The organism is Enterobacter sp. UPMP2052 (assembly GCF_053709675.1).
The window spans coordinates 244,710-258,966 of record NZ_JBSKJR010000002.1 but is presented as its reverse complement, the minus strand read 5'-3'; the positions used below and the strand labels follow the sequence as shown (position 1 = coordinate 258,966).

Genomic DNA, 14,257 nt, shown 5'->3' with positions numbered 1-14,257 from the left:
CATTGCTGTTCTCCATGGATACGTTAGCTACTGCTTCATTGACCGTTCTTGCTGTTCGCGCATCATTTTTTCCTGCCAACGACGCTCGTCATCATCCATTACTGCGTCGTATTCCTCTCTGGTCAGCCCTTTCTGGTCTGGGTATTTCGCGTTCAGAAGCAGCGCAAACTCTGTCATCGTCAGGTGCGCGGCATCTTCACGTGTCATTTCAAAATGAGTGCGGGCAGCATTGATATACTCAATGGCGTTGAATGCTGTTGTGGTCGAGTTGGTTTCATGCCGCTGCAACTTCCTGACTTTGGCTTTACCTATAACGCCATGGGTCATTAGGTGTTGGGCGATGACAATAATGTCGTTACGGCTTAGCGCGCCGGGCCGATAAACTATGTATCTTGACCACCCTTTCCACTCTCCTATCATAGGGGTCAAATCATCTTCACAGCACGCCTGAACCACCTGCATGGAAACAGAAAGGACCTTTTCAGCCATGCGATAAAGTTGTGGTGAAAGCCATTCAGGAAGTCGTCCAAGATTAGAAGAACATGCTGCAATCAGATTTTGCAGATCACTGCCATGGATGATTGCGTATGCGGAAACGATCTCTTCTGGCGATCCGATTCTGGTCATTGCAGCGAATGATGGCCTTAGAAGGTACTCTTTATCGCCATCCTTTCTACTCGAAAGCACAGCCTCGCCAATGTCTGTTAAAGGGATCATGCTCTTGCCTTAATGATTATTATCAAGGGCAGCAAGCCGCCCTTTGGAATAGCCATTAGCTGACAGTGACAGCGCAGGCGTTTGAAGTGATTTTTACTGGCGTGCCGGCAGAGTCGGTAACTTCACAGGTATATGAACCAGCATCACCCGAGACTGCGCTCGCCTTATTGAACGTCGCTGTAGTCTGACCGCTCACTGTTGAGCCATCTTTTTTCCAGACATACGTATACGGAGCTGTACCGCCTGTAACAGCTACGCTCATGTTGAGCGCTGAGCCAGTCGCAACGGTTTTCGTTGAAGGAAGGTTGGTTGTGAAGGCAAGTGCATCGCCAGCGATCTCAAACACAACCGTGTCGGCATCATAGACTTTCCACTCACCTGAGAAAGTTGAAATATCACTGGTGCCGAAGTCACCTGACCAAGAGGTGGTGTTGAAATACCCCATGATGTAGGTGCCAGCGTCTTCCCCGGCGAAATCAAAACGAACCCAGACGGTTGGCTGACGTCCAGCCTGAACTTCATCGAAAATGTATTTCGACATGTGGATCGCGCCAATCTCTACAGACTTATCGTTCTTGCGGAACTCGCCGTCACCAGAGATTGTGAAATCCATGTTGTTGACCAGGTTTTCAACCAGACCCTTTGAATCATCAGCCTCAGAGCTGACCGTATTCATTGAGTAATCGAAACCTTTCGTGGTCATTGCGCCCAGTCGCTTCCACTCGGAAAGCGCTGGCACTGCGTCGGGGCAGCCAAAGGCCATGCGTAGCACAGCTACTTTCCCGATCAGCTTGCCAAAATCATTAGCACAGCCTTGCATGTGTACCTCTCAAATAAAAAGGCCACCGGATGGCAGCCTGATGGTTGTGGATAGGGTTATTCGCCGTATACGCAGCGGAAGCGGAGCGAAAATACCGCCCGCCCCTCTGCTGTTAGCATTGGTTGAGGCATACCGTAGGACTCGATGTATCCGATGCAGGGGTCCGCAATAGGATTAGCCTGTACGTAATCAATAATGCTCATAGCTGCGGTATTCGCTTTGCGATCTTCATTGATGGCACCGATCACATCCAACTGAACAAAATAGGTTCCACCTTCATCCTGCCGGAGTATTCCCCCTCCGGCAGGCTTAAAGATCATGAATGCCTCAGACTTATTGCCACTGTCATCCCAGAAAAAACTCTGACAGGTAAAGGCCGTCGTAAGTCCGGCAGAAACCAGCATTGAACGCACTCGGTCGGCCATTGGTGGGGTCATTTCTTCATGCCTTTTGCAATAATTTCAGGGATTCGTGGCTTAACCTTTTCAAAAGCTTTTTTCAGGAATTGCGGCTCGCCCCCAGGCCCCCAATAAACGCCTTGCTCTGTCCCACCACCAAACTGCTTGCCTGATCTGGTGGTGCCAAAGTGCGCCCTTGGTTGGCCCTTCAACTTGCCTGGTGCATCATGAACATAGGCTGCATACGAGGCTGAAAACCCAACCTTTGCCGTAATTCGATTGCCGCTTGAATCAAAATCGATAAACCGAGAGTTAACGAGGGTTGATGTGTCTATTGGCGTTATCACAGCAGCTGACTCAATAACCTGTTCTGATGCCAGGTACAAAGCCCGAATGATGCGTACGCTTTTAACGTCACCAATCATACGGTTCAACTTAGCAATGGTCTGATCGATACCTTTAACTTTGATACCCATGGCTAGACACCTGTCAAAATTGCATAGTCATCCGCCAGTCGCTCGAACGTGTCGGCGTAGCGTATAACCTGCCGTACTTCGTCGGCACCGGCCACAACCGGGTCTGGCTCTGTCGACGCGCCAATCAGCAGGTAATCACCTGCGGCCGCCAGCGCAAACTCCGTCCACACGGTATTTTTCACGACGATTTCTGCGCCCAGGCTGCCGATGCGCTTTGACAGCCCGCCTTCGTAATCGCACATGATTACTTCCGGTGCGGCGTACCCATTGATTGGATCGCCGTATTCATCGGTGCCACCGTTCTGTTTTCGCCAGATAGTCGCCGTGGCGGTATATGACCAGTTTGCAACACTCGACACGCGTTACTCCTTCGGCGCCGGAATGCGCTCAATCTCAAACCACTCGATATTCAGCGCATTGACCTGCTGGCCTTTACCAACCGGCACGAAAAGACCTATGACATCACCGCATTCCAGCTGCAAATAACGCTCAATGATGATTGGTGAAACCACTGTCTCGCTGAAGGTTTTAACCTCTCCAGCAACGCGAAAAATGGCCGTCACATTCAACGCGCTAACCATGTTTTTTACAGTCGCCATATTTCACTCCTTCCAGCGCAGCACCTTCGCGCCAGTCGCCCGGATTCGCGGGCAGTTGATGAACCACTCGCCGTCCGATTTCACGTAGCCGGTAGTCTCCCGCCCGGTGTCGGTCATCACCCAGACGCGGGTAAATGAGCGCGGTAGCCCGTGCTTAACTGATTTGTACGTCATCAGCAGCCACCGACCACATCAAAGAACCCGACACTGTTACCAGCGCTGATTGGTAACTCACCCGTGCAACCGCTGGTATCGAGCCTGGCCAGCGAGTCGCGCAACCAGGTAATGCTGTCGTCGCCATATTCAAACGAGCGGGACGCGCCGGACGGCGCACCCTGGGATTTGATGCGGCGCGCGCCGGACGACGTAGCCATAAGCGCTGCGGCGTACATCAGGATCAGCTTCGCGGTGCACTCGTCATAACCTGCCCCGTCGAGGCAGGGGATAATCTTGTTCACCACGCAGAGAATCGGCTCCAGCAGCGCGCCCGGGATGGAGTAACCCAATTCACCGAGGAACGCCTGCACGTCTGCCGCTGTGATTGGGTCAGCCATGGTTACTTATCCTTTTTACTTGCTGCTGCCAGCGCTGCCACTGCGTCGTCGGCGCGTTTGGTTTCTGCTGCCAGCGCGTCGGCATGAGCCTTGTCTTTTTCTTCACCATCGGCGATCAGCTTTTTGTTCTGCTCCAGCGCGTCGGCGAGTTGCTTTTGCAGGCCAGAAAGATCTGCCGTCGGCGCGGAAGGGGTAGCCACTTCGAAGGAAAGTTTTTCGCCCTTCTTCTTGTCAGTCTCCTTCGCCTTGCCTGTTTCCAACCAGCGCTTAGCCGTTGCATCGTCCACTTCTACGATCGCACCAACCTCCAGTTTTCGGAGGTTGGCACCGGAGAAGACGTTACCTGCTGTGATTTCTACCAGTGCCATTCTTTTTCTCCTTAGCTGCTCGCGAAGAGCACGCCGTGTTTCAGGTTGATATCCTGCTTAACCATCAGTCCAGCAGCCCCCCAGGTGCGCCAGATATAGTCGCTGTTGTAGAACTGACGCGGGTCAGCAACAGTTCCCACTGCCTGACCAACCACCGGCGCGATAACACCTGCAGCCAGTGGTACAACCAATACCTGGTTTCCGGTCAGCTCGGCATCTTCTTTCACGGCGGCAATACCAGACAGCTTCAGAATCTCTTCCAGCACCGTGCGGGTTTTGTTCTGGGTATCATAGTACTGCTCCCAGTTGGACATGATTTCACTGGAGACGTACCAGGTCTGTTGGCCGTACTGGTTGTTCTGGAGTTTCAGCGTATCGCGTAGCTTAATCGCTCCGTTACGCATTGCTTCTGGGTCAGTGCTGGTTGCGAAGTTGATATTTAGGCCGGACGCACCGAGATCGACCAGGCCTACACGGTCATCAGCCTTGAGACCCTTCCAGGTCTTGCCATCGAAGGTAACGAAGTTGCCTTCCGAGTCGCGGAAACCGTTGAACATGTAGTCCACGATTTTACGGCGCACATCATCAACAGAGCCGCGCTGCGCATCGGCAAGTGATGCCAATGCTGACCCTTTGTTGAAGATTGGATCACGCCAGTGGAACTTGAAGCCGCTGTCGTGTACCGGAACCATGGTGCCGTCAAAGCTGTACGCGCGAGCATCCAGCGCCGCACCGATCTGTCCGGACATGGAAGTGTGTGCCCAGCCACGACCGCCGGTACGTGCATATTCATACACTGACTCTTCCAGGCGGACAGAGCGTGACAATGGCATCAGGTCGTTGAACAGGGTGAATTCGGTGTTCGGCTCGAACTGTGCCAGCACTGTCTGGTCGTACGCACGGTACATGCGGCGGATGTCATCAACCGCGTTCACCGCGTCCAGGTGTCCGTTTTCACCGAAGCGAGCACGGGCAATGAAGTCAGCGACAGATTGCGCACTCATGTTGCGCGCCATCTCCAGCTCGCGGAACTGCGCCTGGTTGACTTCGAGGTTACCGGTGCGTTCACCGATAGAGCGAGAAAATACAAGCATTCAGGTGCTCCTTACTTGATAACGACGCGCAGCAGATCGCCTGCAGCAACGGTGTACGCCGTGTCTTCTTCGACATATGCGCGGATGGACTCGCCAGAAGCGTGGGCTTTCACCTGGCCGTTTACGATGGATAACGGCTGGCCTTTTTTGTACGTGCCGGCGGCTGCTCGCACGTTCAGAAACATGCCCTGCATCGGGTGGATGGCGACTACCAGCTCGTTGATTGGGATTGAATCATCAACCGTCTGGCAGCGCAGATAATCGAAATCAGCGACATACAGGATCGCTTCTTCGTTACCATCCACGGAGGCAGTGAATTTTCCTGCTGAGAAGAAGCCAACGGTACCCGGCTTGGTGGCTGCCGCAGCTGCGCCTTCACGGTTGAGCAGCGGATTAGGGAATACGCCACCGGCGTGAATTACGTGTTTTCCGTCTTTAGCCATTTTTTACTCCGGCATTTCGCTGACTGATTGGGTGTTGGTTGCCTGGCGGAATGCACCGTTCAGGCCGAAAGAGGTTTGGCACTTGGCGTACATGGCATCGAGCGCCTTGCCGTCCAGATCTGCGACTTCTTCATCGCTCATGTTCATCGCCAACTTCACAGCCGCGCGCTTTTCGCCTTTCTCTTTGTCGGCGTTAGCGTTCAGGCTGTTGAAAACGACGTCCACGCGATCGGCGAGTGTTTTCGCCCACGCTGGCATCTCTTCGTTATTGGTGGCCTGCTCTTTTTTCTTGGCGGTGGCTTCTTCAGCCTTCATCTGGTTGTATGCGTCCATCAGCTCGGCATCGGACTTGCCTTCAGTCGGCTTACCAGCGGCTTGCAGCGCATTGATAATCAGTTCTTTCATCGGATCGTTCTCTCCGTTGGTTTTAATCTCGTACTCAGTGGGTTTGCGCACGACTTCTACAGGTTCGCCGACGAACACGGCCTTGCCGCCCTCATCGATGAGGTACTTCTGTTTCAGGTACTTGTTGTCATCCCGATAGATGAAGCTGTCTGGCCACACCGTTTCCGGCCAGAGCCACTTATCTTCTGACGAACCCTCACGCAGCCTGTCGCTGATGGCGCGCTGGATATCGTCAAAGGAGAAGTTGGAGGCATTGGTGAAGAAGAATTTGGTCTTGTTGAGCATCCCTTCGCGGGTGCAGTCGATACCATCGGCAAGGCGGGCAACTTCGATCTGCTGCTCATCACCTTCTGAGTTAACGAAGATGCCCACGCCCTCCTCAGGCGTTCCGGCACCTGGCTCATCAAGCAGCACCGCCACATGGTCAAACATCATGTTGGTGGCGATCTCGTTGTACTTCTTGCCTTTCGACTCGCCATTGGCAGCGATGCCGGAATACAGCAGGCCGGTGGAGATGTGGATCGGGTCAGAGTTGGTGCCGGCCAGCATTTCATCCAGGCGGTTAATCAGGCGTTTGCCCTTCTCGCTCGACTCGGCGTACTGGCGGTTAACGTACATGTCGCCAGTCACCTTCCCGTCTTTGTGGCTGACGTTCTGCAGCCAGGCCCCGACGTGGTACTCGTTCACCGCCCGGACATCGCGCGCCGAGACATGCTTGCCGTCCACTTTCGGGTGGCCCAGCGGCATCGGGTTACGCTCAAGCGTGTTGTAGGCCTTTTCGATTTCTGCTGCCGGGTACAACTTCCGATTCATCACAATATCGTCCACGACAGGCGTGATGCCGCGAACCACGATATGTGGCTTGCCGTCGATGGTTTCAGTGGTGATGTTTGAAGCGGAGTTGACGACGGTCAGCACGTTAACGCGGTTGCGCTTCATGCTTGTTCCTCGCTAGTAGGGGTTTTCGGTCATCACCTGAATCAGGTAATCAGCACAAGCTGATCCGTCGGTGGAGTCGCCATCCTGATAAGCATCAGGGTTGTGCTTATAATCTTCGCGCCACTTAATGAAAGCGGCTCTGATTTGCGATTCAGTGAACAGGCGGCCATGATTGATATCTCTCGGCGCTTCTCTCGGAATAGGCGTGCTCATGCAGCCTCCTTGGTGGTCCACTGTTGACGCTCTTTCTTCAACTTATCCGCCAGCCCCTCGTTGAAGATGCTGCCGTCATCGTTGAGCAGCACCGGAATCTGGCTGCAGTAGCAGTTGTACCGGTTGCCGTTCTCTGCGTAGAAGTCTCGCACTTCTTCGGTCGTGTAGACCTTGCCGTGACGGCTGGCGTGCCAGGTGCGCGTCGTTGGCTTGAGTGCTGACAGCCACATCAGGCCGGTATTCAGTCCCAGCCTGTCAGCAGCCCAGTCCGTTTCATTCCATTGTGCCTGCCGCAACGCGCCGACCTGCTCAGTCTGAGCGATGGTCTTGGCCTTCGACATCGACACATCGAGACGCTTGCTGATGACGCTGGCCGTCTCACGAGGATTCGCTCCGCGCGCTAACGCATCGGTGATGATGTTGGTCAGGTCGCCGCGGGCTGTGTCGCTGATGACTTTCCAGTCGCTGTACGTTGTCAGCCTGGCCGCGGCTATCTGGTTCAGATAACCAGGGCTGCTTAAAAGCTGCTGCAGCGTGGTCTGGCTGGCGTAAACCTGCGACTGCACCGACAGGTTGGTGAAGGCGTTTAGCGTGCCGCGGTCATACTCCGCAATGACGTAGTCCATCGCCCATAGGTTCTGGCTGCCTCCATCGAGAAGCTCATCATCCAGAATCGACTGCACAACCTGCAGCAGGTCGGCCAGCTCGGCAGATGTCATGTCGTAGATGAACTTACCGACATTTACCTGATACAGTGAAGGCTCAGCGCCCTCGTTGTTGCACATCATCCAGGACCGCTTGGCGTTAACCTCACGCTGCTGCCCTGTCAGCCTTTGGTCAAATAGTGCCTTTAGCCTGCGTTTGATGTTCAGATACCGATCTTCGATATCATTGAACATCCGGCTGACCTGTCGCGATGACTGCGTGGGGTCAGCTTTATTGCGCGGTACGATTGGCGTCCCGATCCTGGTTTGCGCTGTCATCATCATCTGTCAGCGGATCCTTATCGGTTTGCTTTACATCAGGGTTAGGTGGCTGAACGACCTTGCGAGGCTCCAGCTCGCCGACTGCGCGGATTTCGTTTTCATCCACCGCCGGTGTGCCGTATGCCTGCTGGGTATCTTTCGCCACGACAGCCATTGCCTGCATGTTGGCAATTTTCTCCTTTTCGCTCGGCGCGAGCAGATCAGACCATGCCAGCGTTACCTCTCCGGATGATGGCGGGTCAATGACACCAACAGTCCAGAAGCGCTCAAGGACGCTCTCGACCACCATCGACTGGAATCCCCAGCGGCGACCGTTACAGCGCTTCGCCCAGTCTGTCTTGTCCTCATCGGAGGCAAGTCGCCCCGTCTGCTGACCAAACAGAATGGTGAACGGGCATTGAATCGAAGATGCAAACTCGTTGGCGGCCACTGTCCATGTAGGGGATGGATCTGCAGCTGCAACGGAGAGTACCGAAGGCGTACCGGCCTGCATTACCAGGGCGGCATCAGTGCCACGGTTCATCTTGGAGACTTTGTCGTTAAGCGCTTCTCCAAGGTCTTTGTAGCCAGCGTCTGTGGCTGACTTTGTCAGGTTCGCGATATTGGTTTCTTTATCGAACGCAATCCCGAGTTGGCGACTGGCATTCTTCAGGAAACCTTCGGCACTACCACCCGATACCTTTTCAAGGTCGAGAAGTTTGTTGTAGCCCGCGCGCAGGAATGGCACGCCAGATAGCATGTTTTCGTCTTCAGAGCCTTCACAGAGAATGATGATTCGCTCGGGGTGTACGGTAACACCGCGCACCGGGCCATACGTACCATCATCACCAACGGGCTGCTCGTTGAAGTTGTACGAAACTGGCTGGCCGTACGTTTCTGAAAGCGTGTCGGTATCGAAGTTTCCTGGCTTGATCTGCGATTCCCACGCGGGGATCAGCTTAACAATGGGTCCATTACCGATATTCCTTAGGGTTTTAACCTTCGCGCGGTCGACTGGCTCGTGCCATTCCCTTCCGTCCCGGAACTGAATGAGCAATGCCGAGTACCGGCCAACCAGGTTGCGGCGATCCGCATCCTTAATTTTCGGCCAGTGCTTCTTCAGTAGCTTAGTGGCTGACTTCTCCCAGTCCGTTGTCTCGGTTGACTCCTTGCCGTCGTCGCCATCGATGATCGTCGGGTTATCAACCCAGCACGAATCAAGAAGCTTATGTACGGCGGCAAACGCCACCGCGTTGCGCTCGTAGGCTCGATAGTAGCGATCGAATTCGAGACTGTTGGGATATCCGAACTCATCCCACAACTTCGTACGCTTGGTGTTTCCTGGCTGGCCTGCGTAAAGCATGCGCTGCCGCCCTAAAGCATCAGCAAGGGCATTAACGAGGAACTGCTCCCCGGTGCTTAATTCACTCACTGATGAGCTCCTTAGAAGAATACTGCGCCGACCTGCTTGTGGTTGTTCTTCGCTACTGCAAAGTAGCGAAAGCTGTCAGCACCGTGTGATGTGAAGTCATGAAGCGGTTTGTCTTTCCAGCAGCCGCGCTTGTCGTCCCACTCCTTGCGATAACCTTCGAGGTGAGATATGCCCTCGGCACACTTCTCTTCATCGAAAACGCAGGACGGGAGAATTTCACGCACCGACTCAATGCCGGTATCGACACCAGTTTTCGGCACAACGTTGAATGTCATCGAGTACACCTGACCGTCGATTTCATATCCTTCCTGAGCCAGCTCTTTGCGTGACTTTGCATCAGCGCCGAATTCGCGGTTCTCAATGTCGTGCGGACCCCAGTGCTCGCCGTACTCGTAGCCGCGGTCTTTCAGCACCTTCATGTAGTGCCTCAGGCCCTCTCCAGAGTTTTCGTAGTAGTCGATGACATGGAACTCAGTACCAACCTCACGAACGAACCATATCGCCGTGGAGTCACCCACGCCGATATCCCAGAACGTATGAACTGGCAGGTGTGAGTTATCCGGGATTTGGCCGATCCGCTTATTGGTGTAGAGCCAGCGGAACTGTTTGGCGTAGTACGCACCCTCGACCGACTGCTGGAACGCCTCGGCGGGAATGGTCGGGTATTCCCGCTTCATGTCGTCGCCGAGCGTCTTCTCTTTGGCGTAGTACCAGGCTTTCTGGCGGTCGTTAACGACTACACCGTGCTTCGCCTCCATTTCAGCGAAGTACTCAAGCAGGCGCACAGGCAACGATTCGACCGGGTCGATTGCGTACTGCGGGTTCTTCCACCAGGAGAAGAAGAAAAACTTCCAGTCCAGGGCGGATAATGGCTTGCCCTGCAGTAACGCTTTCTCTGCCGTCTGGCAGTAATCGAAGAAGTAACCCGCCCGGCCCTCGGCTGTGCTCTCAATAGTAGCGAAGCATCCGGTCGATACCGCCTCAAACGCACCAGTGACGATCTCACGGGCCTTGTCTGGATACTTGGCGCATATCTTCCCGAACTCAGAAACGTGCAGGTAGCGCAGCGTACCGCCACGAAATGATGTGCTCACGTAGAGCGAGCCGCCCTTCTTGAATACGAGCTCACAGGAAGAGTCATTGCTCGCCGGGTTGGCCGCCTTTATCTCTGCTGGCAGCTTGTCGTATGCGTACTTCACCTTTTCTCGGAACAGGCGCTTTGCGTCATTCAGCGTGTGGGCAATCAGGGCGCACTTCGCCGACTCAAACAGGGCCGCGTCGAGCTGGATGATGCACACCTCTGTGGTGAAACCGAGCTGGCGAGCTTTCAGAATGATGTTGCGGGTGTGGATCCCCTCAAAGTATTCCCGTTGCTCAGGCGTCATCCTGAACCGCGTCGGCTTTCCCTCTTTGTCAGTGATCCAGTAGAGATTGTTCAGCCGCCAGTCTTTGTCGGACAGCAGCTTGAGGTGCTCAGGTTTCATTACGCCCCCTGAGACAGTGAATCCATCAGGTCAGAAAGTTGCTTAACAGAGTTGTCGCCTTCCGGCCCGTCGATATCGTATGCCTGGCGCTCAAGCCCGATCAGATTCTTCAGCGCGTCGCTCAGTGCCTTAACCGACTTAACGCGCTCCGGCATGCTGATGACCTTTTGGTAAATCTCATTGAGCTTGTCCTGGCCCTTATCGTCAGGGTTGAACATCAACTCTCCGAGCTTCTCCAGTGCGGCCACGTCTGCGCACTCCGCGCCCAACTCATCAAACAGGGCGTTGGTTATCTGCCGGGCGCGCTTAATGTCGCCGCGATGCTCCATGCGGACGTTGGCAATTACCTCAGCCGTCGCCTCGATGAGTACGCGTTCGTTAAAAGTGACTTCACTGCGTACCTGTTTGCGTACCTCTGCTTTGCGTACCAGATCGTCAGCGCGTTCTTTCACCTTCGCATTCAGATCACGCGACCAGTCGTCACGCTTTGCACGCTTACGGATAGCACCTTCGCTGATACCGTGTTGTGATGCTATTTCTCGGAGGGACATCACTCCGGCCCGGTACGCCGTCTCGATGGCCTCCCAGTCCGGTTTGCTCATTCGTTACTCCGTTGTTTGTTCTTCTGGCTGTTCGGCCTGCTCTTCCGTCACTGGCGTGAACTGCACGCGCTTCACATCGTCAGGAGCAAAGTACAGCCACTCGCCCGTCTCGGTCGCCAGCGGCACAAAGCCGTTAACCAGTTCAGGCTGACGTCGTGACATCTTGCCCGTGAAGGTTTCGCCTGTTTGGGTTGTCAGGGTGATTTGGTAGATGTCGGACATTGAGAGCCTCTTTATCCGCTTGTGGGGATATTTGGTTGATTATCCGCTGTAGGGGATAATTCAAGACCACTATAGACAGAACGTGGCTGTCCAACATTGTTGGACACAGTTTTTTTCTACATCAATGACCACTAATGAAGGAGCCGCAGAAAAATAATTAGAGACCTCTATAGAAGCAGAACTCGTCTGCCTCGTTTTTCTATAGGAGGTATCATGTCCACAAACTTATTAATTTCATTTGTAATTGCCATCTCGCCATCAATCAACGAGATCGTCAAAACAGTTTGCCTATCGAAAAGGCTTCAACTTTTAGAGCGCTACGGCATTATCAAGCCCACCCGCAGATAGGCTTTGTAATGGCCTGTTTAGTTAATCAGCAACTCAGGCTGAGTTACCTGCATGATGTGTTCATGCTCGACCGCCAGAACGCGCTTCTCTTTCTTCCGTTCGTTCATTAACCGGCTGCCTATCGTGCCTTTTAACTTCGAGCGTGTTTCTTTGATGGCGTAGCGGTGCTGCATTTCTTCGCCCATCGCCATGCGGCGGCTAAGTTGTTCGGCCATCCAGTTAAAGGCAGCAATGTATTGCTCCTTGATCGCGGTCGCCGTCTTTCCGGTGAACCCCATCACAAGCATCATCCAACCATCTTTCGTGATGTTGTACATCAGGCGCATCTCGCCTTTTTTATCAAGGTATTCAACGGGCTCAAAATTGAGCCGGTTAAAGTCAGGCGAGCAATCTGACTCCAGCCGCTTGATAGTGCGAAGAACGTTTTTATGCGCCTTGCCGAAATAGCGGGCGATCTTCATGGACGTTGTGATGACTTTTCCGTTAGATGGCATAACCATTTCGCGGAAGTCGAAGGCCGGAATAACTGACGGATTATTCATAGCGTATTTACCTTTTAGAAAGTGAGCCTGTCTCACAGAAAAGCCGCCCGAGAGAGGTCGCCACCTATAACGGCTTTTCTCAGGCTCGCTTACTGAAAGGCTCTCGTTGAGATGCGCGTGAGATGCACATAAAAAAGCCCCGCGGATGCGAGGCTGTGAGAATTTGCTACGTTTAAAGTCCAGAGGAGAGACTGTGTCAGAGGCTCAGGGATGAGCTTCTAATTTTCTGGATGATTCAATCTTCCGTATTGCCGCTTTATCAAGGTTGCATTGACCAAGCGCCGTATAGAGTTGAGTGTTCAACTCCAGACTTGCCTGCCACGTGAACGGCGCTGCCATTCCGGGGATCGGTGTGTCTGTTGTCAGGTCAGCGCTTATCGGCACCACTGGTGCCGGAACGTAAACTTTCTGCGTATTCCCGCAGGCTGACAGTAGCGGCAGAAGGAACAAGCTGGTTAGCGCAAGGATCGCCTTCAAGCGCCTGCCTGATGTAGACAATGCGTGTCTCGCCCTTTTGAGCCAGTTCGTTCTTTCCATTCTGGGTAGCCTGTGAAATGTCACGGATGAGGTTCATTGTGGTGATTACGTTGTTGGAGATCGCCTCAGATGTCTCTGCTCTGACCGTCGCTTGATCACGCTGGTCTTTGAAGGAAATAGCGTTATTGCGATAATGATTGGCGACCAATGCCAGAGAAACGATGATGCAGGAGACCACTGCGACGATGATTGCCGTTACCCTGCTCATTTCTGACTCCAGGTGCAAACCTCATACTCAACGTCGCGTCGGTTCATCAGCCCTTTCCACTTCTGACCACCGGCATATACCCAGCGTTTAAGCTCTGAACATGCGCCTGTATAATCACGAGCGTTCAGTTTTTTCAGTAGAGTGGAATTGATAGTGGCTGATGCACCAACGTTGTAAGCGAAAGAGTAGATTGCTGCGCGTTGAGTTTCAGTGGTTGGCACTTTGATGTGCGGATCTACCTGTGAAGCTATGCGCTGCATATCTTTACGGGTCAGGGCATCACACTCTTTGTCTGAGTAATATTTACCCCAGACAATGTCTCTGCCTGTGTGCCCGTCGCAAACGGTGATAACACCAACTACATCTTTATAGGGGTAGTGTTCGCGGCCTTCTAACCCGGTCTTGCCAGATACCATTACCGTTGCGATACCAATTGCACCAGTACCAAGTGCAGCGGCAATGATCTTTCTAAGTTCCGGTGACATTATTCACCTCGGTCTTCTTTTCTTCTGTCTTCTCTGAATTTGAAGTAGAGGTTTGTTAGATACGTAAGAAGCATGAACCCAAGGCTTCCTAAGACACCTATCGCCGCCCACTGCTCTGGTGTGTAGCCATCCAATAGCCGTTTAAACCAAAATGCGGCACTTCCTCCTGAAGTACCGTATGCAATGCCGGTAGTTAATTTATCCATACGGTACATGCTCGCCCCTCAATACCAGGGGATTTGTTCAAATTAAGAAAGGGATGATGGTGATCAGAACAAATCCAGGATACATTTTGCGGTAACGTGGTTTGTTCGTGACTAAAGGCATGAGCAAATCAGGCAAGAGGCTGTTAGCGCAGTCTCTTGCCACCCATCTTCACGAAGCCCGCCATTGAGCGGGTTTTCTT

Annotated in this window: 23 protein-coding genes; all 23 read right to left on the bottom strand. The window is 53.4% G+C overall.

What is annotated here, in order from left to right; genetic code table 11:
• Positions 1-27 precede the first annotated feature (27 nt).
• The 23 genes from ACWKX3_RS11530 to ACWKX3_RS11420 all read right to left on the bottom strand — a co-directional run bounded on the left by ACWKX3_RS11530 (position 28) and on the right by ACWKX3_RS11420 (position 14,066).
• Positions 28-717 (bottom strand): DUF6246 family protein, encoded by a 690-nt coding sequence (locus ACWKX3_RS11530; RefSeq protein ID WP_454541797.1) that lies wholly within the window; start codon positions 715-717, stop codon positions 28-30.
• A gap of 55 nt (positions 718-772) precedes the next feature.
• Positions 773-1,537, bottom strand: coding sequence for an immunoglobulin domain-containing protein (locus ACWKX3_RS11525; protein WP_454541796.1), 765 nt, complete (start codon positions 1,535-1,537; stop codon positions 773-775).
• Positions 1,538-1,593: 56 nt separating this feature from the next.
• A complete protein-coding gene (locus ACWKX3_RS11520) occupies positions 1,594-1,974 on the bottom strand; it encodes a phage tail termination protein (protein ID WP_454541795.1) in 381 nt (126 codons plus the stop codon).
• On the bottom strand, positions 1,971-2,411 hold the full coding sequence (locus tag ACWKX3_RS11515; protein WP_454541794.1) for an HK97 gp10 family phage protein: 441 nt from the start codon (positions 2,409-2,411) through the stop codon (positions 1,971-1,973). Before ACWKX3_RS11515 ends, ACWKX3_RS11520 begins: the two co-directional genes overlap by 4 nt.
• A 2-nt stretch (positions 2,412-2,413) precedes the next feature.
• Positions 2,414-2,770, bottom strand: coding sequence for a hypothetical protein (locus ACWKX3_RS11510; protein ID WP_454541793.1), 357 nt, complete (start codon positions 2,768-2,770; stop codon positions 2,414-2,416).
• Between the two features lie 3 nt (positions 2,771-2,773).
• Positions 2,774-3,010 (bottom strand): hypothetical protein, encoded by a 237-nt coding sequence (locus ACWKX3_RS11505; protein WP_454541792.1) that lies wholly within the window; start codon positions 3,008-3,010, stop codon positions 2,774-2,776.
• 3 nt (positions 3,011-3,013) lie between these two features.
• A complete protein-coding gene (locus ACWKX3_RS11500) occupies positions 3,014-3,184 on the bottom strand; it encodes a hypothetical protein (RefSeq protein ID WP_013097716.1) in 171 nt (56 codons plus the stop codon).
• Positions 3,184-3,564 (bottom strand): DUF7370 family protein, encoded by a 381-nt coding sequence (locus tag ACWKX3_RS11495; RefSeq protein ID WP_057072451.1) that lies wholly within the window; start codon positions 3,562-3,564, stop codon positions 3,184-3,186. The genes ACWKX3_RS11500 and ACWKX3_RS11495 overlap by 1 nt, the downstream gene beginning before the upstream one ends.
• 2 nt (positions 3,565-3,566) lie before the next feature.
• Positions 3,567-3,932, bottom strand: coding sequence for a hypothetical protein (locus ACWKX3_RS11490; RefSeq protein WP_454541791.1), 366 nt, complete (start codon positions 3,930-3,932; stop codon positions 3,567-3,569).
• Between the two features lie 11 nt (positions 3,933-3,943).
• Positions 3,944-5,026, bottom strand: a complete 1,083-nt coding sequence (locus ACWKX3_RS11485; RefSeq protein WP_217073526.1) for a major capsid protein — start codon at positions 5,024-5,026, stop codon at positions 3,944-3,946.
• An 11-nt stretch (positions 5,027-5,037) separates the two neighbouring features.
• Positions 5,038-5,469: a hypothetical protein gene (locus tag ACWKX3_RS11480; RefSeq protein ID WP_436879547.1), complete on the bottom strand. Its 432-nt coding sequence runs from the start codon at positions 5,467-5,469 to the stop codon at positions 5,038-5,040.
• A gap of 3 nt (positions 5,470-5,472) precedes the next feature.
• Entirely contained in the window at positions 5,473-6,813 is a 1,341-nt protein-coding gene (locus tag ACWKX3_RS11475) for a DUF2213 domain-containing protein (RefSeq protein WP_454541790.1), read from the bottom strand.
• 12 nt (positions 6,814-6,825) lie between these two features.
• Positions 6,826-7,026 carry a hypothetical protein gene (locus ACWKX3_RS11470; RefSeq protein ID WP_454541789.1) on the bottom strand — a complete coding sequence of 67 codons (201 nt, stop codon included), beginning with the start codon at positions 7,024-7,026 and terminating at the stop codon, positions 6,826-6,828.
• Complete coding sequence (locus ACWKX3_RS11465; protein WP_454541788.1) at positions 7,023-8,009, bottom strand: phage minor head protein; 987 nt, start codon at positions 8,007-8,009, stop codon at positions 7,023-7,025. The genes ACWKX3_RS11470 and ACWKX3_RS11465 overlap by 4 nt, the downstream gene beginning before the upstream one ends.
• On the bottom strand, positions 7,963-9,354 hold the full coding sequence (locus tag ACWKX3_RS11460) for a DUF1073 domain-containing protein (RefSeq protein WP_454541864.1): 1,392 nt from the start codon (positions 9,352-9,354) through the stop codon (positions 7,963-7,965). The genes ACWKX3_RS11465 and ACWKX3_RS11460 overlap by 47 nt, the downstream gene beginning before the upstream one ends.
• An 80-nt stretch (positions 9,355-9,434) precedes the next feature.
• Entirely contained in the window at positions 9,435-10,907 is a 1,473-nt protein-coding gene (locus ACWKX3_RS11455; RefSeq protein WP_454541787.1) for a terminase, read from the bottom strand.
• Complete coding sequence (locus ACWKX3_RS11450) at positions 10,907-11,509, bottom strand: hypothetical protein (protein ID WP_454541786.1); 603 nt, start codon at positions 11,507-11,509, stop codon at positions 10,907-10,909. Before ACWKX3_RS11450 ends, ACWKX3_RS11455 begins: the two co-directional genes overlap by 1 nt.
• Positions 11,510-11,512: 3 nt before the next feature.
• Positions 11,513-11,731, bottom strand: coding sequence for a hypothetical protein (locus tag ACWKX3_RS11445; protein WP_454541785.1), 219 nt, complete (start codon positions 11,729-11,731; stop codon positions 11,513-11,515).
• 365 nt (positions 11,732-12,096) lie between these two features.
• A complete protein-coding gene (locus ACWKX3_RS11440; RefSeq protein ID WP_454541784.1) occupies positions 12,097-12,621 on the bottom strand; it encodes a Rha family transcriptional regulator in 525 nt (174 codons plus the stop codon).
• Positions 12,622-12,825: 204 nt separating this feature from the next.
• Complete coding sequence (gene lysC, locus ACWKX3_RS11435; RefSeq protein ID WP_454541783.1) at positions 12,826-13,005, bottom strand: Rz1-like lysis system protein LysC; 180 nt, start codon at positions 13,003-13,005, stop codon at positions 12,826-12,828.
• Complete coding sequence (locus tag ACWKX3_RS11430; protein ID WP_454541782.1) at positions 12,989-13,366, bottom strand: DUF2570 domain-containing protein; 378 nt, start codon at positions 13,364-13,366, stop codon at positions 12,989-12,991. The genes lysC and ACWKX3_RS11430 overlap by 17 nt, the downstream gene beginning before the upstream one ends.
• On the bottom strand, positions 13,363-13,851 hold the full coding sequence (locus ACWKX3_RS11425; protein WP_454541781.1) for a lysozyme: 489 nt from the start codon (positions 13,849-13,851) through the stop codon (positions 13,363-13,365). Before ACWKX3_RS11425 ends, ACWKX3_RS11430 begins: the two co-directional genes overlap by 4 nt.
• Positions 13,851-14,066 carry a class II holin family protein gene (locus ACWKX3_RS11420; protein ID WP_454541780.1) on the bottom strand — a complete coding sequence of 72 codons (216 nt, stop codon included), beginning with the start codon at positions 14,064-14,066 and terminating at the stop codon, positions 13,851-13,853. Before ACWKX3_RS11420 ends, ACWKX3_RS11425 begins: the two co-directional genes overlap by 1 nt.
• Positions 14,067-14,257 lie beyond the last annotated feature (191 nt).

What these genes read in the sequence shown, in the direction of transcription:
- ACWKX3_RS11505 (WP_454541792.1), bottom strand. Translation starts at nt 3,010, where the DNA reads ATGGCGACTGTAAAAAACATGGTTAGCGCGTTGAATGTGACGGCCATT.
- ACWKX3_RS11495 (WP_057072451.1), bottom strand. Translation starts at nt 3,564, where the DNA reads ATGGCTGACCCAATCACAGCGGCAGACGTGCAGGCGTTCCTCGGTGAA.
- ACWKX3_RS11425 (WP_454541781.1), bottom strand. Translation starts at nt 13,851, where the DNA reads ATGTCACCGGAACTTAGAAAGATCATTGCCGCTGCACTTGGTACTGGT.
- ACWKX3_RS11450 (WP_454541786.1), bottom strand. Translation starts at nt 11,509, where the DNA reads ATGAGCAAACCGGACTGGGAGGCCATCGAGACGGCGTACCGGGCCGGA.
- ACWKX3_RS11465 (WP_454541788.1), bottom strand. Translation starts at nt 8,009, where the DNA reads ATGACAGCGCAAACCAGGATCGGGACGCCAATCGTACCGCGCAATAAA.
- ACWKX3_RS11455 (WP_454541787.1), bottom strand. Translation starts at nt 10,907, where the DNA reads ATGAAACCTGAGCACCTCAAGCTGCTGTCCGACAAAGACTGGCGGCTG.
- ACWKX3_RS11430 (WP_454541782.1), bottom strand. Translation starts at nt 13,366, where the DNA reads ATGAGCAGGGTAACGGCAATCATCGTCGCAGTGGTCTCCTGCATCATC.
- ACWKX3_RS11530 (WP_454541797.1), bottom strand. Translation starts at nt 717, where the DNA reads ATGATCCCTTTAACAGACATTGGCGAGGCTGTGCTTTCGAGTAGAAAG.
- ACWKX3_RS11525 (WP_454541796.1), bottom strand. Translation starts at nt 1,537, where the DNA reads ATGCAAGGCTGTGCTAATGATTTTGGCAAGCTGATCGGGAAAGTAGCT.
- ACWKX3_RS11515 (WP_454541794.1), bottom strand. Translation starts at nt 2,411, where the DNA reads ATGGGTATCAAAGTTAAAGGTATCGATCAGACCATTGCTAAGTTGAAC.
- ACWKX3_RS11470 (WP_454541789.1), bottom strand. Translation starts at nt 7,026, where the DNA reads ATGAGCACGCCTATTCCGAGAGAAGCGCCGAGAGATATCAATCATGGC.
- ACWKX3_RS11460 (WP_454541864.1), bottom strand. Translation starts at nt 9,354, where the DNA reads ATGCTTTACGCAGGCCAGCCAGGAAACACCAAGCGTACGAAGTTGTGG.
- ACWKX3_RS11485 (WP_217073526.1), bottom strand. Translation starts at nt 5,026, where the DNA reads ATGCTTGTATTTTCTCGCTCTATCGGTGAACGCACCGGTAACCTCGAA.
- ACWKX3_RS11475 (WP_454541790.1), bottom strand. Translation starts at nt 6,813, where the DNA reads ATGAAGCGCAACCGCGTTAACGTGCTGACCGTCGTCAACTCCGCTTCA.
- ACWKX3_RS11480 (WP_436879547.1), bottom strand. Translation starts at nt 5,469, where the DNA reads ATGGCTAAAGACGGAAAACACGTAATTCACGCCGGTGGCGTATTCCCT.
- ACWKX3_RS11445 (WP_454541785.1), bottom strand. Translation starts at nt 11,731, where the DNA reads ATGTCCGACATCTACCAAATCACCCTGACAACCCAAACAGGCGAAACC.
- ACWKX3_RS11490 (WP_454541791.1), bottom strand. Translation starts at nt 3,932, where the DNA reads ATGGCACTGGTAGAAATCACAGCAGGTAACGTCTTCTCCGGTGCCAAC.
- ACWKX3_RS11520 (WP_454541795.1), bottom strand. Translation starts at nt 1,974, where the DNA reads ATGACCCCACCAATGGCCGACCGAGTGCGTTCAATGCTGGTTTCTGCC.
- ACWKX3_RS11500 (WP_013097716.1), bottom strand. Translation starts at nt 3,184, where the DNA reads ATGACGTACAAATCAGTTAAGCACGGGCTACCGCGCTCATTTACCCGC.
- ACWKX3_RS11420 (WP_454541780.1), bottom strand. Translation starts at nt 14,066, where the DNA reads ATGTACCGTATGGATAAATTAACTACCGGCATTGCATACGGTACTTCA.
- ACWKX3_RS11440 (WP_454541784.1), bottom strand. Translation starts at nt 12,621, where the DNA reads ATGAATAATCCGTCAGTTATTCCGGCCTTCGACTTCCGCGAAATGGTT.